Source organism: uncultured Aquimarina sp. (assembly GCF_947495315.1).
Classification (GTDB): Bacteria; Bacteroidota; Bacteroidia; order Flavobacteriales; family Flavobacteriaceae; genus Aquimarina.
Genome location: NZ_CANLYD010000027.1, coordinates 18,514 through 41,501, shown reverse-complemented (window position 1 = coordinate 41,501; position 22,988 = coordinate 18,514). Strand labels below are relative to the sequence as shown.

The window sequence follows — 22,988 nt, the reverse complement described above, 5'->3', positions numbered from 1 at the left end:
TAAACAAACAAAATCCTAATCAATGAACTAAACAAAAACAATATCCCGTTTTGCGGGTGCAAACATACAACCCTTTTCCGTTAAATCAACAACTTTTTTAAAGAAAATTTTAATCTTTTTATAACACCCTCTAAACATTAAACTTACAAACAGAAAAATAATAAATAAATCTAAAATCAAAACAAAGCAACCTCTAATGTAACAACAATAGATTTACTAATTGGTGTATTACTCTTATCTGCATAATGATTATAAGGAACTAAAACATTTGTTTCAGGAAAGTACGCCGCTATATTTCCTTGTGGTATATTATAAGGTATTACTAAAAAATTAGATGCTTTTCTTTCTATATTATCATATAAGCTTACCATATTAATGATATCAAACTTTTTTAGTTCACGTTTATTCATATCCTGAACATTCATTAAAACGATACGGCGTTCATTATAAATTCCACGATAACGATCATCTAACCCATAAATAGTTGTATTAAATTGATCGTGTGAACGAATTGTCATTAATAATAATTCATCTTCTTTTAAAGTATGCTCTGGTAAATCGCAACAACTAAATTGTGCTTTTCCTTCTGGAAGTTTACTAAAGTCTAAATTTCTTACATTATTAGGTAGATAGAAACCCGAACCTTTTGATCTGACATTTAGATTATCGAACCCTTTGATTACTTCTTCTATTTTTTTTCGAATCAACTCATAATCTTCACTAAGTTGTTTCCATTGTACTGGATGTCCTTCATTAAAATATGCATTTGCAATTCCACCTATTATTTCTGGTTCGCTAACTAGGTTGTCCGAAGCTGGTTGTAGCATTCCTTTAGACTGATGTACTTTCCCCATACTATTCTCTACGGTGAAGTATCTTGGTTTCCCATCCTTTTGATCTAATTCTGAACGTCCTAATGTTGGCAGTATTAAACTAGTTTTACCTGCAACTAAGTGTGCTCTATTTAACTTTGTACTAATATTAACTGTAAGCTCACAATTCTGTAGTGCTTCTGCAGTGAATTCCGTATCAGACGCAGCTGATAAAAAATTACCTCCAAGTGCTATAAAGACTTTTGCATTTCCTTTATTCATAGCTTCTATAGCATGTACTGTATCCAAACCTTCTTTATCAGGAGCTGTAAAACCAAAAGTTTTCTCTATCGACTCATTAAGTGCTGGTGAAACGTGATGCATAATCCCAACAGTTCGATCTCCTTGTACATTACTGTGTCCTCTAACAGGGCAAGTTCCTGCTCCTGGTTTACCTAAACTTCCTTTAAGCAATAACAGATTAACACATTCCTTTATATTGTTTACACCATTTTTATGTTGCGTCAATCCCATTGCCCAACAAATAATGATCTTACTTCTTCTTGCTAATAATTGAACAACCTCATCAATTAAAGATTCTTCTACCCCACACAATTCTATTAATTCTTTTTCAGAGTATTGTTCTAAGTCTTTTAGCAACTCATCATAACCACTGGTATAGGCTGCTATAAACTGATGATCAAACACATCTTTATTTTCTTGATCTAAAGTTGCCAATTTCTTTTGAATCACTTTTAATAGCGTAACATCCTGATTGATTTTTACCTGAAGATGTATATCTGTTAGCGAAGTCCCTGAAGCGAATACTCCTTTAACTTCTTGAGGATTTTTAAATCTTATCAACCCTGCTTCTTCTAAAGGATTGACACTAATGATTTTTCCTCCATTCTCCTTACACTTTTGCAAGGCTGATAACATTCTGGGATGGTTGGTCCCTGGATTTTGACCGATTACCATTACTATTTCTGCCTGATCAAAATCTTCTAGCTTCACAGAACCTTTTCCTATTCCTAAAGTCTCGCTTAATGCAACTCCGCTAGATTCGTGACACATATTAGAACAATCTGGCATATTATTAGTCCCAAAAGCTCTTACGAACAAGCCGTACAAAAAAGCTGCTTCGTTACTGGACCTTCCGGAAGTATAAAATATTCCTTCATCTGGTGTATTTAATTCTTTTAATTTCTTAGCCACTAACTCATATGCTTTCTCCCAGGATATTGGTTCATAATGAATACTATCTGGCTTTAAAATCATCGGCTCTATTAACCTTCCACTTTTCCCAATTTGATAATCAGACCAATTAGAGAGTTCTTCTACAGAGTATTTAGCAAAAAAGTCTTTATCTACTCTTTTATTTGTTGCCTCTTCTGCAAGTGCTTTTGCTCCATTTTCGCAATATTCACCAAGTTTGGATGGTTTCTCGGGATCCGGCCAAGCGCAACCAGGGCAATCAAACCCATCTTTTTGGTTCATTTGAAAAAGACCACTTACCGATTTCACAACACCCATCTCTTTAAACGCGTGGGTAAGTGCTACTTTTACTGCAGGAAGTCCAGCAGCATATCCTGCAGGTTCCTGTAGCTTGATTCCTGTAAAAGTTTCCGGGCCTAAAACGGATATATTTCGTTTCTTGGTAGTACTCATAATATGGTTGCTATAAAAAGAAAGTGATCTATATCAAAGATACGTCTTACTATCTATTTACTACAAAGAGTCACTAAGGATTTTCATTGCTTTAACCGGGATTATACATTAAAAAATCTATTACATCTTTCAGCCACTGGAAAATATCAGGTTTTGACTTACAAGCATTCATGAATTTATCTTTTTTCTTTTTTCATTGCCAAAAAAAGAAACAAAAAAGTCTAGTCTTATGAAATTTCCTCTAAAAATTTCAGTAGAACATTTAAAAAAACAATTACAAAAGTTAGATGCTTTATGTTACAGTGGAACAATGTTCTGGAATCCGGGTTTAATAGACTAAAATGAATCGCGCCAGGGATAGCAGTGAAAATCCCGCATCCGCCAAAGCGGAGAGGAATTGTAACGTATAGCCCGCTCGGGCGCCCTAAATTATAAAAAGAAATTCCAAACCAGACCGAAACGGATCACAGCGTCTCGAGGTGCATATCCAGGTGCAGAAAATTCGTTATTCTGACTAAAAGCTTCTCCAAAATTTTCGACTTTAAAATAGATACGGGTCTGTCTAATCTTGGCATTAAAAAAGATATCAAACTGAGGAAACCCTCCAAAAGTTTGTGTTGTATCTCCAGCCTCATCCGTCTTATCAACATCATCAAAATAGTCAATCTCTTCCGGACTTTGCACATAAAATTCTGACAATACCGGATCATACCCATCTGCATCATACTCAGAATAATACTTAAAGGTAACACCTGCCTGTAAAAACAGTGCTTTCTTAAACCAATGATCTTGATAATACAAACTATTTCTAGTTACAATATTCGGGACATTATAGACTTCATATGTCCTAGTAACATCTCCATTAGTAACTGTATTGGTTGCTCCACTAACATTTTGATACACTATGGTATTATCCAAACCTAACCAACCAAAATTTAATGCTTGCGTTAGTTTAAGTTTTAGAAGATTTATACTCCCGCCAAATTGTTCCGGAACAGTTAAAGAATCGGCGTTTTTTGTAAAGTATGTATAATTATCGGTAGTCGTATAGCTAGCTTCTAAATTCGCAAAATTCTTTACCTTAATATTCGCCTGAATCTTTTGTGTTTCTAGATTTTTGAAGTTTTTTTCGGGATCAATATTATTGTAATTCTGCCAATTGTACCCTACATAATCACTTTGATACAACAAAAAATTATAGTTTGGCGCTGCAGACTTTGTACTAATACCTAATTGTAATCCATAATCATTAAGCTGATATCCAGCAGAAGCGTTTATATGATTACCATCAAAATCACCTGATACGATAGACATACCGTTAGCCGCTAATTGAAAACCTTTATAATTTTTCTGATACGATCCTCCTATAGAATATACATCTCCCTTAATCCTATTAGTAATAATGGTATTATCATCATCATCTAAACTAACTAGTGTATTATATCCATAATTATAATTAGAAGTCCCCATATTGATTCTTAGGCTACCCAACCAATCATTATTAACATCTACAAACAGCTGATTACTAAAATCCTCTAGCGCCACTTTGTCAAATAAAGCTCCTGAGGATTCGTAAGACTCACCAAAAAGATCACTAGCCGCGTCTTGGTCAAATTGGAAAGACTTATCTGTTATATCCAATATGTGACCAATTGATATATCTGTAGCACTACTATCTGTTTTCTTAATAATTGAATATCTATGATTGAGATAAAATCTTTTACCAAGCAGTATATTTTCCGCATTTTCAAAATTAACCTCTATAGCACTTCTATCTGCAAAATCAGCTGGCTCACTAAACTCTTCGGTATTATTAAGATATTGATTAAGTCCTGTTGCAGACAAACCTCCATTTTCTTCATTTAACAAATCCTGTGAAACAAAATGTGTTTTTATTCTATATCGATCATTTTTAGTTTGATAATTAGCTGTAGCTCTAAAATTACCTGTACTTGTTAATGCATGCTGATATTTACCTAACGACCGATTCCCTTTATATGCTATAGAAAGATTTAGTCTCGGAGAGGTATTTACTGTAAAAAATGCATCCAGTTGCTGTCCTTGTTCAAAAGTTGTTTTGAAATATAACTCAGTAAGTGGCGTAGGAACATTGTAATACTTGATATCTTCCGCTTCCATAAAGTTAAAATGCCTTGCCCTGGAACCGAAAAGTGGCAATAAATGATCCCGTTCTTCAACTTTGATAAGACTATTATAAGTTTGTCCCACATTATTTATGGGTTGCAATCCAAAGTCATCTCGTCTTAGATAATTAAAATTGTAATCCCTTTGGATAGTTAATGTAGTATCTACAAACGTAGTGTCATTTTTTAGATCGATAATCTTATAATCAGTTATAGGCGGCTTACTCTTAGCCTTTTTAGAACGCTCCCTTCTATTTTGAGAAAAATCCGGCCTTTCTTTAGTTGTTGTTGTACCACCAATCTCTTCTTCATTTCCTTCCTGAGCAAATGCTAGTGATCCAATAAGAAGTATAATTATAAATACTAAGTTCTTTTTCATCTATATAATAAACTGTTGGCAAAAATATACTTTTTTAACGAAAGTTCATGGTATGAATTGTCCGTTTTAGCACTTATACCAATTGCGCTCTAGATTTACAATTGATATACCTTTTTTTCTTGATTCTCAAAAATAGTTTTCTGATGTTCTGTTCATACATTATCTTCGTAGCATGCTCGAATTAAAATTAAAACCTGATCTCATCGAATGTGGCACTGATGAGGCTGGTCGTGGTTGTCTGGCAGGTCCTGTAACCGCTGCAGCGATTATACTTCCCGATGACTTCGGCAATGACATCTTAAACGACTCTAAACAACTTAGCGAAGCGAAAAGAAAAACATTGCGTCCACTATTAGAAGACTGTTGTATTACCTATGGTGTTACACATATTTACATGGAAGAGATTGATAAAATCAATATTTTAAATGCATCTATACTCGGAATGCAACAATCAATAGCGCAATTAAAACCTCAACCTGAACACATATCTGTAGACGGAAATAGGTTTAAACCATATCATAATATACCTTATACTTGCGTTATTAAAGGTGATGGTAAATACATGAATATTGCTGCAGCATCAGTTTTAGCAAAAACGTATCGTGATGAATATATGGAAAAGATTCACGAAGAATTTCCTATGTATAACTGGAAAAAAAACAAAGGATACCCTACTGCAGAGCATCGAGATGCTATACGGAAATACGGTATTACTAAATATCATCGGAAAAGTTTTAGATTATTGCCAGAACAGCTTTCGCTAGAGTTCAAATAATTATCTTTGGTGCCTTAGGCACATTTAGTACTAGTATGCGAAATGATCAGGCTTATTAAAACTGTTATGATTAATAAAGAAAGTTATTGAAATAATAATGGCATCTCTTGAAATAGTAAAGAATAAAAAGGAAAATAAACACATGAAAAAAATAGTTGTAATTCTAATTTCCACAATTGTTTTAGCTTGTAACACAACTACCGAAAAACCAAACACGCTTATTGATTATATTCCTAAGGATGCTCAGGTAATATTAAAAATCAATGATCTGGAACAAACCAGGAATATGTTGAGGGATAATGATTTCTTGAAAAAAAATAGTGGGATTGATTTTTTTACGTACTTCAAAAAGCTTCCGATATTAGATCAGATTAACCAACCCAAAGGATTGCTTTGCTTTTCTCCTATTGGTAAAAATGATTTTGAGTATACTTATATTTCAAAATTTGACCCTTCCATTATCGATAAGGATTCTTTGAATCAAAAAACTATTGAAAACATAAGCTATTCGAACAAAACTATCCATAAAGTAGTTTCTGGTAATGATACTTTTTACGCTATGAAGCAAGATAGTTTGTTGATTGCTTCTTCATCTCAGATATTGATCGAAAATGCAATTAGACAACAAGAAAACAAGATCTCAGTAAGCGAAGATCTTATGAAAGCGTATGACGTTTCTGATACAAAAAACCCTATATCTGTTTTAGTAAATGGAAAACAGCTAAAAGAGATTCATAACTCTATCTTACCCAATAAAAATTTATCTGAATTATCGAACTTTAGTGGATGGATTTCTGTCGACGCTAAGCTAGAGCAAAATGCGATGTATATTGATGGTATTGCTATAGAAAAAGATTCATTATCTACAACCATCGGTATTTTTGACAATACCATTGCCCAAGAAAATAGGGTTGCCAAAATAACTCCTGTAACGGCTGATGGATTTATTTCCTTTACCTATGATGATTTTTATACCCTGAAAAAGAATTTGGCTTTGGCTCAAGATCGAGAAATAGAAAACATCCCTGATGATCTTGATGAAATGTTATCTGGAGTTTCTGAAATTGGAATGATTTTTATGGAAAATGAAAAGATGCTAACCTTAACGTCTTTAGTTCCTGAAAATACTCTGGAGCAATTGGCAGGATCGGCTTCCGGATCTTACAGGAATATTGATATTTTTAGTTATGAAGAGACTACTACTTTTTCGGGATTACTGAAACCTTTGATCCCTGAATTTGATACTAAATTTTATTTTATTTACGAAGATCATATTGTACTATCTCCTACTAAAAATGGGTTACAAACCATTATAGCGAATATCCTTAACAAAACTGTATTGCAGGAACAGGCATATTATATCAACACCACAGAAAAACTATCGGATGAATCATCAATACTTATGGTCGGTTCGATTAAGCATCTTAAGGATTATATTGCTAGTAATGTTGAAGAGTCTAAACAAAAGCAATGGGATGAAACTACAACTAAAGGATATCAAATAGCAGCTTTGCAAGTGATAAAAGAGAGTAACTTTGCTCATATTCACGGAGTTTTCCAAAAGAACGTTAGTAAGGGTTCTGCTACCTCAGTAACCCAAACGGCATCTACCACTTTAGAAAATAAGATATTAAACAGACCTATCCTGGTGCAAAATCACCGAACTAAAGGGATGGATATTGCCGTGCAGGATGTAGACAATAATCTCTATCTAATTTCTGACAAAGGAACTATTTTTTGGAAAAAACAAATTAATGGTGCGATTATGGGTGACATCCAGCAAATCGACATCTACAAAAACGGCAGATACCAACTCTTATTTAATACAGAAACCACATTGTATCTAGTAGATAGAGATGGGAAAGACGTGACTTCTTATCCAAAAAAATTCGAAAAATCAATTACACAGCCACTGTCATTATTTGATTATGATAAAAACAAACGCTATCGTGTTCTTATCACACAAGGCAACGAAGTAACCATGTTAGATGCAGAAGGAAAAATTGTTAGCGGTTTTGGTTTTAAAGGAACAGAAACTAATCTTATCATGGCTCCTAAACATATTCGTATCGGAAGTAAAGATTATATTCTTATAGCCGAGGAAAATGGAAAACTAAATATTCTAGATCGTTTAGGAAGAACAAGGGTAGATGTAAAACAGCAAGTTGATTTCTCTACAAATCAATGGGAACAATATCAAAATAAATTTACATCTCTTACTAAAGACGGAAAACTAGTTCAGGTACAATCGGACGGCACCATATCTTTAGTAGATAAAGAACTGAATGAAAATAGTTCTTTGGTTGCTACTAATAAAACATTGGTTACTTTCTCTGAAAACAAGTTGTCTATTAAAGAGAAAACTTTAGAGCTTGATTTTGGAGTCTACACGAAGCCTCAAATATTTTATATCAATAATAAAATATATGTTGCTATCACTGATATACAATCTAAAAAAGTGTACCTGTATGATAGTAATGCCGAATTATTCCCAAATTTCCCGGTATATGGAAATTCTGTAATAAGTCTTGGTAATATGGATAAAGATCCCAATCTGGAGTTTGCTGTTCAGGGAGAAGAAAATAGTATTTTAATTTATCAAATAAATTAAGGAGTTATCGGTCTAAATTCATTGAGTATGTAATCACAAAAAGATGAAGACTCTTGTTTTCAATATGTAGCTTATAAAACAGAAAATATCTCGACTCTTGTCTGTCCTGAGCAAGGTCGAAGGACTTGGCCTGACAGTGTGATTATATCTGACTAATTTTCATTTATACAAAAGCCAAATACAGATTAACATTAATTATATGTTGACTTTTTGATTATGCGTCTCACTAATGTGAAACAACGTAATTAAAATGTAATGAAAACTTTAAAAATTTTATCAATATTATTTTTCTCTTTATTGTTATGCGCGTGTCCTAACGACTCCATTGATCCTGGAACAATTGATCTAGAAGCTACTTCTATTATTTTCTCAATAGTAAAAGATGAAGATTTTACCGGAACAGCTACTATCACAGGTACCATAACTAATATTGGAGATGCTGACTTTAGCTCATCTTCTGGTCAACAAGTTATATACTTATATGAACGAAATCTTGGAACTACAGCACCAGGAAATCTAGTTGGTACTGTTAATTTTACAAATATACCTGCTGGCGAAACTTTAACAGTTACTTATTCCAGACCCTGGAATTCTTCATCTCCTGCAGAAGGTGAGTTCCCGCCAGATTATAGCATTGCTTTAGACTATGATTCTGATATTTTTATTGATGGAAACGACAACAATAATGATGAAGATCTAACAAATAACGAACTAACTGTTAGTGGATCAGGAATCAATGATCTTTTTAGAAACTAAAAAACTCTTTTGATTTATACCCTAAGACTACCTGAGTATTCTATAAAGTTAAGGGATAGCGAACATCCTTTCATTAAAAAAAACCATAACTCTAAAAATAATATTATGAAAATCATCTACACTGTCCTGCTTCTATGTTTTACAATAACAAGTCAGTCACAATCGATTGACACGAGTGTAATCTCTAATTCTGGAAGCAGTAATAGCAATACATCTCATATGATAACTTTTACTATCGGTGAAACGTTTATTAGGACTATCACAAATTCAGAATCCATAGATCAAGGATTCTGGTCTGGAATTGCTTCTCTAAATGTACTCTCTACAGAAGAATTCCAGTTTAGCGATAGTGCAATCACAATATATCCCAATCCTGTATTGGACTTCTTTACGATCAGGATTCCGGATAGTAAAAACTACACTATTTCTTTATTTAACCTCAACGGCCAGGAAATAATGAATCAAAAAGTAAATACTTCACTCGTTGATAAACGAATTGATATTAGATCGCTATCAAAGGGAGTCTATTTACTAAGGCTTTCGATTCCTTCAACCAACGAGAACAAAACATTTAAAATCATTAAAAAATAATATCATTTTATAAAATTTAAAATCATGAAAAAAATAATATCAAATTTTCTAATACTAAGCGCACTATTATTTAGCACACTATTATCAGCTCAATCGATACAAAAAAACTTTATCAATTACCAAGGAGTAGCCAGAAATGCAAGTGGTGATATTCTTGTCGATGAATCCATTAATATACAAATTGCTTTAAAGTTTGGAGCACCAGATGTCGCTGCAAGATATGTAGAAAACCATACAATTACTACCAGTGCTAATGGTGTATTTGGATTATTAATCGGAGACGGAGTTCCTGTGACCGGTGACTTTAACACCCTTCAGTGGGGTATTGTCGCTTCTTACGTAACCGTATCACTAAATGGAGCAGAAATCGGAACCAATGAATTAATGGCGGTACCTTATGCAATTACTTCTGGAGATACCAGATGGTTTTCTAATGGCGATGATATCGAGAATATGAATAGTGGCAACGTAGGTATTGACAGAACTCCTACTGCTAAGCTAGATGTTAATGGTGATTTAAAACTAGAAAACGGAACCTCGGTTAATGAAATCTCTATAGACGGAACCTTTGCTGATAATAGTAACAATGCAGTTCCTACTGAAAGAGCTGTAAAAACCTATGTAGACAACGCCACAGCCACTACTACGCCAGTTATTTTTAAAGTTAGAGGAAATGGTTTTGCAGTAAAAGACCTAGATGCCAATACAACTATTGAAACGGACATCTGGGATATAAAAACATATGATACAAGAAATACTTTTAACACTACTACAAAAAGATTTGTTGCACCAGAAAGTGGATATTATTATCTACATGCCGTAGTAAGACAATCTAATACAGTAACCTCTTCTTTCTTTAGAATTAGCTTTAATGTGGACACAGGTGTTAATTTTACTCAAATAGTTGATGGCGATGATGTAAAAACAGATGTTAGTGGTATTTACTTCCTAAATGTTGGACAAGAAGTATTTGTTTCCTTAAGAAACTTTGGCCCTAATGATGTTAGAATAGATGGAAGCGGTAGTTGGTTCGAAGGATATAAAATAAATTAACCCCAACCTATTTGATTTGTTTAGTTTTTAGTCAAAGAAAACCGAGGCGATTTACGCTTCGGTTTTTTGTTGTATCATTTCTGCTTCGAACAGCTTTGTAAAATGCTTGAGTAATTTTTCTTTCACTTCAGCTATATCTACTTTTTCTACTCCTAATTCTACATTTAGAGAAGTAACCGCCTTATCATTAATTCCACAAGGAATAATATTATCAAAATACCCTAAATCTGCGTTTACATTAAATGCAAAACCATGCATGGTGACCCATCTACTAGCTCTTACACCCATAGCACAGATTTTACGTGCAAATGGAGTACCTACATCTAGCCAAACCCCTGTTTCGCCATCACTTCTCACTCCTTTAATTCCATATTCTGCTAAGGTGAGTACTACCATTTCTTCTAGAAAACGAAGGTATTTATGAATATCTGTAAAGAAATTATCCAGATCTAGAATGGGATATCCTACAATTTGTCCTGGTCCGTGATATGTAATATCACCTCCACGATTAATTTTATAAAAAGTAGCTCCTTTTTGTTTCAGTTGCTCTTCATTCAATAATAGATTGCTAATATCACCGCTTTTTCCTAGCGTATATACGTGTGGATGTTCTACGAAAAGAAAATAGTTATCGGTATCCAAGTTAGCATCTTCTCTTCTGTTCTTGATTTTTGTGTCCAGAATTCCTTTAAAAAGCACCTCTTGATACTCCCAGGTTTCTTTAAAATCCTTTAGACCCAGTTCTTGTATTTCTATCTTCTTATTCATCGCCACAAAGATACGAGATTAAAAATAGCCTCTGCTTTTGATCATTAAAGTTCTAAAAAAAATCAAAATTACCTGAGTTCAATTATTAATATATTAGATTTAAAAACCGTTAATTCGATTTCGCCTCTGGCGGATTGCCTGCCCGCCTCTGGAGGGTATCGAGAATAGGTTTTTAAATCCAAAACGCTTGTCTTCGATACAAAATTCTTATCAGAATTTCACTCAAACTGACGAGTTTGGGATTAATAGAAACTCAGGTTAATACTCATTATTCTGAAAAATATTATACATCAACTTATTGATTTATAATTCTATATTTGCGACTTCAAAAATTTAAAAGCCTTCAAAATGAAAAAAGTACAGTTAATTTTAGTTTGTTTATTTATTACCGCGCTTGCTTCTGCGCAAAAAGTGAAAGTTAAAAAAGGAGAAGTTTTTATTGACAAAGTAAAAGTAGCGCACATAGAAAAAGTAAAAGGAGATGGCTCTACTAAATATTATCAGATAAGTGATCTTGAAAAAAAACCTCTTTTTAAAGCACAAGAGATGCTACAATCATCTCTACTTTTTGGTTCTGATAAAACATTTCCCTTCCGTGCTTATTATGGAGATCAGATAGCTGACACTATTGTTATCAATAAAAAAAATTATTGGTTGTCAGAAAAACGTGTTATACAATATGCTTTAGAAATTGGAATATTCTCTGTAAACGGTTTTGATCCGTCAAAAACCAAGGAAATAGCTTCTCAAACACCTAAGAGACCAGATTGGATTTTAAAAAGGTTAGACGAGGAAAAAGAATTACTTCCTGGCAAAGGACATAAAGTAGAAAGGAAATTTAACGATACGGATATTTTTGTAAAGTCATATGCTGCTAAAAATGCGATCAGCCAACTTAACAAAAGTATGGTTAATCAAATGAAATTTGATATTTATCAAGGTGACCCAGAGGCTGATTCTATTTTAATTGGTCACGCTATTTATGAGTATGGAACTATAAATGGAGAATACCTATTTATTTTTAATACAAAGAAAGTTCCTGTGGGTTCATACAACAAGGCAACTTTTAAAATATATGATCTTAAGCAAGAACAAGGTTTATTAGATCACGGTTTAGGATCATTGAGTAGTGATAAACGAAATAATACAGTTCGCGAAATGGCTATAAAACTTATCCAAAAGGAAGTGTTATAATATTCTAAAGGTACTAGAAGATAATACAAAGAGACGATCTAATTTGAGATCGTCTCTTTTTTATTTTTCTAACTCTACCTCTACATCCAATACGGTAGGGTCTTCCATATACTCTAAGAAACCTACTTCTAATGTAAAGCTTTTTCCGTCTTGACTAAACATAGCTTTTTCAGATGATATTTTTTTTATTTTCTTCGGAAAGTGATAATTGATTTTATATTTAGAACTAGCCAAAAACATCTTCATTTGCTCCAGGCTATCCAAGCTCATTTTTAGTTTTTCTTTATCCAAAATCTCGGTAACTCTTTTAAACTTATTCTTCTTATAAGAATATACAACTCTTGTTGGATCTTCTCCTTCAGGACTGACTGTAGGATCACCAGGAGGAGTAATTTTATTCTGATTACCAATAGTAGAAGCAGTCTTAAAACTATTGAACACATCTCCTAATTCTTCAACCCCTTTGAATTCTGAGTACAAATCGAATTTCATCTCTTTGGACTGAGGATTCATAAGCATATGCATCTTGAAATTCTCCAATTTCTTCAGTTTTTCCTGCTCCTCTGCCGGTAACTTAGCGATACTATCCTTTTTTTCTTCCAGAAAATCTTTAAAAATCAATGTAGAGTCAATGACTTTTTCTTTTTCTGTGCCTTCAGTTACTTTGTCACCTGCTATTTGCATGATTTCAGAACCATCAAAATTGAAAGAAATCTTTCCACTTCCGTCTTCATTGATATGTAAATCTTCAGAAAACTGGCATCCTACTAATAGAATTGCTACCAAAAACGCCTGTACTAACAGGGAAACTTTTTTCATACATTTAGTTTTTTCAATTTCAAGAAATTGATTTAAAAAATTATTTATTGGGATTGTTAATGATCACTAATGCTGCTATCACACCAGGTACCCATCCACATAAGGTTAATAAAAGTACGATTATGATTGATCCGCATCCTTTGTCTAAAACTGCTAGCGGCGGAAAAAAAATCGACAATAAAACTCTCCAAATACTCATAAACAAAAATAAATTAAATAATATAATTATAGGTAGTGTTATATCTTATTATGTTACACCCTATCTTAAAATTATTTTTATCTTGGGATAGTTTCTAAAAAAGCTACACATTACTATATGAAATGGATAAAAACTATTCTATGTATCTCTTTCTTGATTTGTTCTCCTGCATTGTGGAGTCAGTATAAATTTTCTGGTTATGTGGACAACGATACTAAAGACAATACTATTTATTTATCACTCATAGAAGATTATAGAAAAATGTCTGGTATCTATCCAGAACAAATCATCCAAAAAGTATATCCAGATTCTACAGGTTATTTTGTATTTACAGAGAATAATCTTCCGTCTCAGAATAGAATATATCGCATACATACAGAAAATTGTTCTGAAGAAGACAAAGAATCTGTTCATTTTAACGGAATCTGCCTTAACAGTAAAGAAATTCTTTTTATTGCCAAAAATGAGGATACGATCTCACTACCTTTTACTATCGAAGAAGAAGTGTTTTGCGAGGTAGTTTCTACAAACGAACGAAGTAATACCTTTCTTAAGGTCGATTCTATTATAGAAAATATGCGGTATGCTTTTAGCTCTTATAGAAGTGAAGCGAACAGAAAAGTAAACTCTAAAAAATGGTTCAACACCTTGCAAGAATACGGTAAAAACCAAAATGAGCCTTTAACAGAATTATATATTTATTCATTTCTATCTAACAAATCCAATAATCTATATACATATTACTTACAAGATCTAAAACAGAACACCTATTATGATGCCTTATTAAATCGGTTAAAGAACAAGTATCCTAACAGTTCATATGTTCAGCAATACAAAACGGAATTAGCCACGGATAAATTTTCTGTAGAAATCACCACTAAAGAAACCTCGTCATACTGGTTATGGATCATAATTGCATTATTAATTCTATCCGGATTATTGAATGTTTTTCAATTTCAGAAATTAAGAAAACATAAGAATTCTTATAAGATAACCGAAAGAAGACTTACCCAACAAGAGAAAAAAATATTGAACTTGATTCTACAAGATAAGACCAATAAAGAAATTGCTTCCTTATTATTCTTAAGTGTTAGTACTATAAAAACACATATCAATAATTTATACAAGAAAATAGATGTAGAAAGCCGTGACGAAGCAAAAACACTATATAAAAACAGATAATCTTATTCCTTTTTTATAGTCAATCCTAAATTTCCATCGGGGGTCTAGTCCCTTTTTCCACCTCGCTTTTATTGTTTTTTCATCAACATGTCTCGAGTTTTGGTTCAGAATCAGAATTCTAAAACTATTATTAATTATACCCGTATTAAGCAATAGAAAATCTATTACGGGTTAAAACATTTTTAAAGACATGAAAAAAGCAAACACATTATTAATACTACTTATGATTGCCTCTGGCTTTATGATTTCTTGTACTCATCAAACTAAAGAGAATCCTACTGCTACGACTATCGCTATGCAAGGGGATCCTACTACAGAAACCAAAAACGCGGTTCCTGTAATGACTTTTACTGAAACTGAATTTGATTTTGGCACCGTTACAGAAGGAGATATCCTAAAACATACATTTTCATTTACTAATACAGGTAATGCTCCTTTAGTGATTGTGAATGCCAAAGGAAGTTGTGGTTGTACAGTTTCTGATTGGCCTAAAGAACCTATCGCTCCTGGCGGAACTAAAGAAATGCAAGTTACTTTTAACACCAATGGTAAACCAAACTTACAAAACAAGCAAGTGACCATCACCACCAATACAACTGCCGGAAAGCATATTCTAAAAATTAAGGCTATGGTAACTCCTAAAGCTAAAAGCGTGGTCAGTGGTGCTCCCATAAGCAAATAAAAATCAAAAACAACACCATTATTTCTACAACCTGAGTTAAATATAAAAAAGATGTAGGTAATGTCTAATTACTTATAATTATGGGTTTCAAGTTTCCTCTCCCTCTGGGAGAGGATTAAGGTGAGGGTTTTTATTATTAATATCTCCTCATCCTAACCTTCTCGCAAAGGAGAAGGAACTCCTTTAGCTAGTATAACATTAAATAACAGAATATTTAATATCGAACTCTGGTTATTATTGCTGCCTGAGTTTTATAAATGACTACCAATATAAGCATACAACTCAGGTTAAAATTAAGTTTATTTCTTCAAACAAAATGTCATATCCATTCTAATTCTATTCTAATGAAAACAGCTATACGTATATTGATTTTTTTAGTAATTACTAACCATACATTTTCTCAGGCATTTAATCAAGAAATCGTTAATGCTAAAGGCACTGCCAATCTTACCGGAAAAATTAATTTCGAAAAACTAAACACAGCTCCTTATAACGAATGGTTTTCTAAAAATTATGAATCCTACGCGCCCAAGGAAAATATTATCAATAACATCAAAACTGACATACAAGCATATACAATTAAAATTTTTATGGGAACCTGGTGTGGAGATAGCAAAAGGGAGGTGCCAAAATCTTACAAAATATTAAATGAAGTTAATTTTCCACTAAACAGACTAACTACTATCGCGGTAGAAGCTGATCGAGAACATTATAAAAAAAGTATCGGAGGGGAGCAGGAAGGTTTAAACATTCATAGAGTACCGACTTTCATTTTTTATAAAGATGGAAAAGAAATAAATCGCATTGTAGAATCTCCAAAAACAACTATCGAAGAAGATATTAGAGATATCCTATCCGGAAATTATACACCAAACTACACCTCTGTAACTAAAATGAATACTATTATTAAAACACTAGGAACAGATTACTTATCCAAAAATTCTGAAAACCTTGTGAATGAATTCAGTGCTATTTCTAAAAGTTTGTATGAATTAAACACCTATGCTAATGTTTTGTTCTTTGCTGGTAAAGAAAAAGAGGCTATAGAGGTATTGAAATTTAATACATTACTATTTACTAAAGAAGCCGATGCTTATGTAAGCTTAGCCAATAAATTGGTAATTACTGAAAATATAACTGATGCAATTAGCAACTATGAGCGTTCTTTGAAATTTCAAAAAAATGAAAAAATAAATATCAAAATACAAGAGTTAAAGAAATCACTCTATTAAAAAAGAGTTTCTAAGAAACAAGATTAACATAAGTAAAAAGTAAAGCGAACTTTGGTTCGCTTTACTTTTAAATGTTTTAAAAACCACAAGCTGGATGTTCTGGTAATACACATAAACCGTTACAGCATATATGATCCGGAACTCCACAGAAAAAAGAATTAGGTCTTGGACACACTCCATATCCATCTCCATCAAAAGATCCACCGTTAATGCCTTTTTGTACTGACTTATTCAGCACCTGAATACCATTAATTTTTGAAATTTTTTTGAACATAATATATTTTTTAAGGTTAATGCCTCTAAGATATTATGTTTATCAAATCACCGCCTGTTAATTAATGTTATTTAACAGAAAAATACCCTGTTAAAATTAAGCAAACATCTCCTGTCCTTTGTTATTATTTTTTAAAAAGAGGTAATTTCTTCTTTTGCAGGTTTTATCTCTAAATGTCTTTTAATTTTTCGCTTGATTTCCGGCATAGGATTGCGATATTTTTGTAGTGGAGCAAGCTGCTTAAATCCATATATATCATCACCTCCTTTGCCTCCATCACGGTTACTGGCAAAATACCCCATATTATTCTCTTCATTGATAATAAAAGTAAAATCATCTTTAGGACTATTAATGGGTGCTCCCATATTATACACTACCCAGTTTCTTTGCTCATCAGGCAATACCATAAAAATATCTAAACCTCCAAAACCTACATGTCCATTACTTGTAAAAAACAGGGTTCCTTTATCACTTACATACGGAAACGTTTCTCTACCGGCAGTATTTATCAAACTACCTAAATTTTTGGGAGTACCGTAACTTCCATCTTCGTGTATTGCTACTGCATAGATATCTGATTTACCATAACTGCCCGGCATATCACTAGCAAAGTACAAGAATTTCCCATCAGGTGATAATGCAGGATGTGCTGTAGAGTATTCATCACTGTTAAACGGTAACTCTTCTACATTTTTCCATTTACCATTATCATAATCTGCCTTATATATTTTTAACAAGACACAGCCTTTTGTGTTTCTTTTAAATTTTCTTTTAGAATAATTGTTTCTGGTAAAGTACACTGTTTTTCCATCTGGACTAAAAGCAGCCGAAGATTCGTGAAACTTGGTATTAACAGCGCCTTTTAATCTGGATATTCCTTTATTAGGTATGTTCTTGCTGGTTGTATATAAATCTAAAAAAGGTTCATTACTATTCTCCTGAAGTATAACAGTCATAGATTTACTATTTCGAGAAGAAGCAAATACGAGTTCCCCTTTATAAAAACTGGGTGCATAATCCGAGTTTTTAGAGTTTATACGCAAGGATTCTACTATAAAATTTGCTGTATCATCATAGGTCGATAAAGATCGACCAGACAGAAAATCATAGACTTTCGATTCTTTCGGATCCTTAGGAATGGTTGATACATTAGCTACAGATGTAGCTATATTTAGATATACATTGGCTGTTTCTACAAAAGCATAGTCGTATTGAGTTTCATTAGCTAGTGCTAATGGCTTTTGTTGAGAAAATGTTGAATTCAGAAAAAAGAAAAAAACCAGCCCCAAAAGGTTTTTTTGCAATGTCATTAATTACTTTTTTGTTGATCTTGTACAACCTATACGAAACTAGTGTATACTACAAAACACTTTTGTTTACGGTGTTATCATAAACAAATGCCTTTATATTTTATAAAAGTTACGATAATGCTATCCCCATAGCGCTAATTGTACTCTGATTTGTGTTACAAGACACAATGTACTGATCCTTAATAAAATAAAGTGTTAAAAAAATAAAAAATATAGATTTGGTATTGATTTTAACAACTGTAGGAAATCTATTTTCTGCTCTTATTCGCTCTATGACCGCGCTTGGCGCCTAAGAGAAGTTTTATATACTTGTAGAACAATGAAACTACACTGTTTTTGTTAAAAAATCAACAGTTCTTAATTATTTAGGGGTACTTCATAAGTACCCTCTCCCTACTTACGAAGTACCCTGGGGGTAGTTCGAACACAAGTAGCACTTGGTTCTAAGGGAAGCGGCACTTCTGTCTACACCTAGTCTTGCCTCTGTTTTAAGTACCCTATCCCTACATGAGAAGTACCCCCTACTAAAGTATGAACCAAGAATACCCACTACCATGAGTACCCCAAGTAATTGTTTTATGTTCGGATACCCACTTATATAAGTACCCCCTCCCCACTTATGATAGTAGGTTTTGAGCATTTTTAAATAATTTTTGTTACAAAAGTGTTAAAATTTAATCATTAGTTACACTGGATTGTAAAGCTATTTTAGGATTAATGTAAAATATATAAACTTCTTTTAGGACGAGACAGTAAACGAGGGTTGAGGCTCTCGAAGCCCGGTAAACCCAAGGTTCGAGAACCTCACCTTTCGGAAACGTATAATAGCTATACCGTAATACCAAGCAAGGACTGAGGCTCTCGAAGTCCCATATTCTTAGCTGATCCAGATAGCGCAGATTTGCAATCTGTGCGGTAAATCATTATTAAAAACATTAAATATTATTGTAAAAAAACAGCCATATCATTTTAAAGACACGACTGTTTTTATACTATTTCTTACTCTTATCGCTTACTCATACGCATCAGGGAAAACATTTCCGCGCTATCATATCCGAGCGATCTGGGTAAACATTTCCGCGCAATCATATCCGAGCGATCGGGGTTGCAATCTGTGCGGTAAATCATTATTAAAAACATTAAACATTATTGTAAAAAAACGGCTATATCATTATAAAGACACGACTGTTTTTATACTATTTCTTACTCTTATCCTTTACTCATACGTGGCACGGAAAAAATTTCCGCGCTATCATATCCGAGCGATCGGGTTTTTAAGAAAGTCTCAAACAGTTTTTTTTTAATCGATTAAGGTCTGTATATTTGCTCTATTCAGGATTTTACGCCCATTTATAACCGTTTAAGAGTAATTTTATGTTGTCATTTGGTAAGCGTATTGCTTCTTTAAGGAAAGAGTTAAGATTATCACAGACAGAACTAGCTAAACAGCTCAGTACATTTATCAGTGTGATTTCCCGTTATGAACGTGACGAGATAATACCTTCTGTAGATACTGCCAAAAAATTGGCACAACTTCTTAATACTTCTGTAAGGTACTTGCTTGGAGAGAACAATAATGCAGAACTTTTTAAAAACTATAATATGCTTAGAAGGTTTCAGGATATTTCTGAGTTTGGAAAGGAAGATCAAAAACATATCCTATATACCCTTGATACACTCATCAAAAATGTAAAACTTAAATCGATTGCATAAAAATACCACTCAGTTAAGAGTGGTATTCAGTTTTATTATGATACAAAAATATTTACCAATAATTCTGCCTATTCTATTCTTTGTTATTTTATTATATGTAAAGTATAAGAGAAAAGAAAAAATTAACGACTCTACATCTGATTTCGATGATTTTGATTTCGACTAATTTTCTTTGTCTTCTATAAATATTTCTTTATCAAAGTAAATTTTTCTTGTTGCAAAATCATACTTAAAGGTATCACCATTTTTTAGAGTTTGTTTTTCTATTAACATTCCTCTTAGTCTTTTTTTTCCAGAAGATTGATAGTCCAAGTCAAATACAACATCGTGATTTCTGTCGCGATACTTTCCTTGGTTTCTAAATCTGTTCGCAAGATTATCGATTGTATCCCATTCAATCATATTTTCATTAGAAAAGTCGTCTTTGAGTTTATTGTCATCTTTTGGAAGACAAACAACAAAATCACTATAGTATGAAAAATAAGGCTGCTTAAGAAAAAAATATACTCTCTGTTGGCTGAATTTTAAAGTGTCTTTGGACATCAGTTTATAGTGATTACCCTTAGCTAGTGTATCTCGATTTTTATTTAATAGCCAATTTTGATTTAAGTAAGTACTATCTTTTATAACAAAAAACTCTTGTATTTCTTTAAGATAACCTTCGTTACTGTCAAAATACTTCCATTTTTCTGTTTTCAGCCCATCATCTAATTTCCCCTCACTCACTATATGATCATTTTTACCGATATCTTTTTGATAATACAAAGTGTCATTTTTCCAAGAGGTTTCTGATTTTAAAAGTTTATCTACAGGTTTGTAATATTGAACAAATTGCCCTTGTTTTAAACCTTTTTCAAAATTACCTTCAATCTTTAAAGTTCCGTCTTCATAATACTCTTTATATAAGCCATTGTATTTGTCATCAACAATAATTACTTCATATTTCAAATTTCCATTAGCGTAATATTCATTTTCTCTTTTTATATTATTACAAGAAAATAGAATTATTAAAATTATTAACGATAATAAGTATTTCATTTTACTAATTTTTGCGAATTTTTTGTATCGAATCTAATTCTGGAAAGCTCGACATACCATCTCTTACTGCTTCATTTGCAGCTTCTTCTCCTACAGGGTTCGGAGAACGACCTCCGTTAGGTACACCATCTTGCCAATATTGGATTATAAAAACAACAGAATCACTATTGGATACACTGATAGAGCCTAATGCAGTTCCATATTTTTTAGCTTTCTTAGCATGAGACATACCTTTTTTAAATTCTTTAACCTTTTTATTTATATTAGATGCTTTATTACTTTTTTTTGTAGATGCATTAGTTCTTCTGTCTCCAGTCTTTCTGTTTTTACCAGTTTTGGCAAATGAAGATAATGCAGAAATAACTTCTTGAGGAATATAAACATCATCTGTTGGATTTTCGGATCGATTATTACTTCTGGTGGTTTGTCCTTTTCCTACAATTACAAAACCAGAGCCTATACTCTCAATAGTATTCCCTTCCGAATTCAAGTTTTGAAGCCATAAAGCAAAACTCCATCTAAATTTTGAAGGGTAAAGAGGGTTTCTTTCGTAATTTTCGTGAGCAACACCATTTTCATCATAATAAGTATTTGTACTTTTATCATAGTAATCATCACCAACATATGAAGCTCCATCTAGTCCAAGTGCATCAACATCACCTTGATTATTTACATTAGGGTCATAAACTAGATTACCCGCACCATCATCATAGTAACCTGTAAATGCTTGAGAGACCATTTGAGAACCAAAAGCTGATAATCCATCTGGATCTATAAAGTAGATAGGATTATTAAAAGCAAAATGATATGGATTATGAGAATAAGTAACTTCTGCAAGAGGATCAATATTCATCCATCGACCTAGAGCAGCATTGTAATTCCTTGCTCCAAAGTCTAACCATTGCAATCCAAGTTCCGAGTTTTCTTCTTTACCACCAAACCCATAGTTATGTTCCGATACGATCAGATCGTTATATCCTTTATGTTGTAGTCCAAAGGGATAATAGCTTATGCGTTTTTTTTAAGCGCGCACCATTTTTTTAAACGGTTACCTTCTAAAGATGCTATTTTTTAAGAACGTTCTTTCTGTCGTGTATCTTTCTACATTGCTAAAATAGTAATTCTCCCTTTACCTTGATTACGGGTTTGTGTATTTGTACTAGCTAACTTCTAAAGCCAGCCGCATCACCAAAGTTATGTTTACATAATTGGGCATTATGGATACTCCCAAAGCTCGCTCCATAATACAACTATGTAAAATAACCGCGCACCGACTGCTATACTTAAAGATTTGAGCTTTAAGCGATGATTTTTTGAAGGAATATTATAATACCAGACCTATATTATCGCCTCGTAGACTTGATTTAGTGGATTCTGGATGGCTTCCGACTGATTACCGGAGGTTTTTTAGCTAGTTTGTGTGACGTTCATTCGCCACTTTGGCTAACACTTCCAAAGCGGAAGAGCCTCTGCGCTGCATCCTTGCGCTATTCCGCTTTGGAAGCGTTTTTACTTTTAAAGTAAGCTATACAAGCTTCTGCTACTTTTGTTATAGGGAGGACTTGTAATATTGAAGTCAAAAATTTACGTATTGTATTTATTTTTTTATCTGGCATCATCCATAACAAAACCACCAGAACCACAAAAAATATCATATACATTAGAGTCTTATCCATAGAGTGTTGTATTTGAGTACGATATTAGATAATTTTAGTTAATCTGTAGTGTAATAAACCTATGAGGTTTCCACCAGTCTTCAACAAAAAACTTGTTGACAACTAGGTAAAA

20 protein-coding genes are annotated in these 22,988 nt (G+C 32.9%); 10 read left to right on the top strand and 10 right to left on the bottom strand.

All coding sequences use genetic code 11. From position 1 onward, the window contains the following. Positions 1–176: 176 nt before the first annotated feature. Positions 177–2,480, bottom strand: a complete 2,304-nt coding sequence (locus Q0910_RS28115; protein ID WP_299224024.1) for an FdhF/YdeP family oxidoreductase — start codon at positions 2,478–2,480, stop codon at positions 177–179. 429 nt (positions 2,481–2,909) lie between these two features. Then, the gene (locus tag Q0910_RS28110; RefSeq protein WP_299224021.1) at positions 2,910–5,003 is read right to left on the bottom strand and encodes a putative porin; all 2,094 of its coding nucleotides are present in this window, start codon (positions 5,001–5,003) and stop codon (positions 2,910–2,912) included. Positions 5,004–5,175: 172 nt separating this feature from the next. Here Q0910_RS28110 and Q0910_RS28105 point away from each other — a divergent pair, with 172 nt between their 5' ends. From Q0910_RS28105 to Q0910_RS28085, 5 genes are all read left to right on the top strand, one after another. Beyond that, positions 5,176–5,778 carry a ribonuclease HII gene (locus tag Q0910_RS28105; RefSeq protein WP_299224018.1) on the top strand — a complete coding sequence of 201 codons (603 nt, stop codon included), beginning with the start codon at positions 5,176–5,178 and terminating at the stop codon, positions 5,776–5,778. Positions 5,779–5,920: 142 nt separating this feature from the next. Further along, on the top strand, positions 5,921–8,389 hold the full coding sequence (locus tag Q0910_RS28100) for a ribonuclease HII (protein ID WP_299224015.1): 2,469 nt from the start codon (positions 5,921–5,923) through the stop codon (positions 8,387–8,389). A gap of 255 nt (positions 8,390–8,644) precedes the next feature. Then, complete coding sequence (locus Q0910_RS28095) at positions 8,645–9,145, top strand: hypothetical protein (protein ID WP_299224012.1); 501 nt, start codon at positions 8,645–8,647, stop codon at positions 9,143–9,145. 105 nt (positions 9,146–9,250) lie between these two features. Continuing rightward, entirely contained in the window at positions 9,251–9,736 is a 486-nt protein-coding gene (locus tag Q0910_RS28090) for a T9SS type A sorting domain-containing protein (RefSeq protein WP_299224009.1), read from the top strand. A 24-nt stretch (positions 9,737–9,760) separates the two neighbouring features. Continuing rightward, on the top strand, positions 9,761–10,789 hold the full coding sequence (locus tag Q0910_RS28085) for a hypothetical protein (protein ID WP_299224007.1): 1,029 nt from the start codon (positions 9,761–9,763) through the stop codon (positions 10,787–10,789). A 51-nt stretch (positions 10,790–10,840) separates the two neighbouring features. On the opposite strand, the gene lipB is transcribed toward Q0910_RS28085, so the two are convergent. Continuing rightward, positions 10,841–11,557: a lipoyl(octanoyl) transferase LipB gene (gene lipB / locus Q0910_RS28080; protein WP_299224004.1), complete on the bottom strand. Its 717-nt coding sequence runs from the start codon at positions 11,555–11,557 to the stop codon at positions 10,841–10,843. 348 nt (positions 11,558–11,905) lie between these two features. Here lipB and Q0910_RS28075 point away from each other — a divergent pair, with 348 nt between their 5' ends. Then, positions 11,906–12,751, top strand: coding sequence for a hypothetical protein (locus Q0910_RS28075; protein ID WP_299224001.1), 846 nt, complete (start codon positions 11,906–11,908; stop codon positions 12,749–12,751). A gap of 60 nt (positions 12,752–12,811) precedes the next feature. Here Q0910_RS28075 and Q0910_RS28070 read toward each other — a convergent pair whose 3' ends face one another. Next, positions 12,812–13,570, bottom strand: a complete 759-nt coding sequence (locus tag Q0910_RS28070) for a hypothetical protein (RefSeq protein ID WP_299223998.1) — start codon at positions 13,568–13,570, stop codon at positions 12,812–12,814. 40 nt (positions 13,571–13,610) lie between these two features. Then, positions 13,611–13,769 (bottom strand): YqaE/Pmp3 family membrane protein, encoded by a 159-nt coding sequence (locus Q0910_RS28065; RefSeq protein ID WP_081415682.1) that lies wholly within the window; start codon positions 13,767–13,769, stop codon positions 13,611–13,613. 117 nt (positions 13,770–13,886) lie between these two features. On the opposite strand from Q0910_RS28065, the gene Q0910_RS28060 reads away from it, so the two are divergent. From Q0910_RS28060 to Q0910_RS28050, 3 genes are all read left to right on the top strand, one after another. Beyond that, the gene (locus Q0910_RS28060; RefSeq protein WP_299223996.1) at positions 13,887–14,951 is read left to right on the top strand and encodes a helix-turn-helix transcriptional regulator; all 1,065 of its coding nucleotides are present in this window, start codon (positions 13,887–13,889) and stop codon (positions 14,949–14,951) included. Between the two features lie 190 nt (positions 14,952–15,141). Continuing rightward, on the top strand, positions 15,142–15,633 hold the full coding sequence (locus tag Q0910_RS28055; RefSeq protein ID WP_299223995.1) for a DUF1573 domain-containing protein: 492 nt from the start codon (positions 15,142–15,144) through the stop codon (positions 15,631–15,633). 344 nt (positions 15,634–15,977) lie between these two features. Next, positions 15,978–16,865, top strand: coding sequence for a thioredoxin family protein (locus Q0910_RS28050; RefSeq protein WP_299223994.1), 888 nt, complete (start codon positions 15,978–15,980; stop codon positions 16,863–16,865). A 76-nt stretch (positions 16,866–16,941) separates the two neighbouring features. Here Q0910_RS28050 and Q0910_RS28045 read toward each other — a convergent pair whose 3' ends face one another. Further along, positions 16,942–17,139: a hypothetical protein gene (locus Q0910_RS28045; protein WP_299223993.1), complete on the bottom strand. Its 198-nt coding sequence runs from the start codon at positions 17,137–17,139 to the stop codon at positions 16,942–16,944. Between the two features lie 131 nt (positions 17,140–17,270). Next, positions 17,271–18,449 (bottom strand): hypothetical protein, encoded by a 1,179-nt coding sequence (locus tag Q0910_RS28040; protein ID WP_299223991.1) that lies wholly within the window; start codon positions 18,447–18,449, stop codon positions 17,271–17,273. A 1,374-nt stretch (positions 18,450–19,823) separates the two neighbouring features. On the opposite strand from Q0910_RS28040, the gene Q0910_RS28035 reads away from it, so the two are divergent. Then, positions 19,824–20,162 (top strand): helix-turn-helix transcriptional regulator, encoded by a 339-nt coding sequence (locus Q0910_RS28035; RefSeq protein ID WP_299223989.1) that lies wholly within the window; start codon positions 19,824–19,826, stop codon positions 20,160–20,162. A gap of 162 nt (positions 20,163–20,324) precedes the next feature. Here the strand turns inward: Q0910_RS28035 and Q0910_RS28030 are convergent, their stop codons facing one another. The 3 genes from Q0910_RS28030 to Q0910_RS28020 all read right to left on the bottom strand — a co-directional run bounded on the left by Q0910_RS28030 (position 20,325) and on the right by Q0910_RS28020 (position 22,876). After that, a complete protein-coding gene (locus Q0910_RS28030; protein ID WP_299223987.1) occupies positions 20,325–21,200 on the bottom strand; it encodes a hypothetical protein in 876 nt (291 codons plus the stop codon). Between the two features lie 4 nt (positions 21,201–21,204). Next, the gene (locus Q0910_RS28025) at positions 21,205–22,212 is read right to left on the bottom strand and encodes an RHS repeat-associated core domain-containing protein (protein WP_299224030.1); all 1,008 of its coding nucleotides are present in this window, start codon (positions 22,210–22,212) and stop codon (positions 21,205–21,207) included. A gap of 475 nt (positions 22,213–22,687) precedes the next feature. Next, positions 22,688–22,876, bottom strand: a complete 189-nt coding sequence (locus Q0910_RS28020; RefSeq protein WP_299223985.1) for a hypothetical protein — start codon at positions 22,874–22,876, stop codon at positions 22,688–22,690. Between the last annotated feature and the right edge of the window lie 112 nt (positions 22,877–22,988).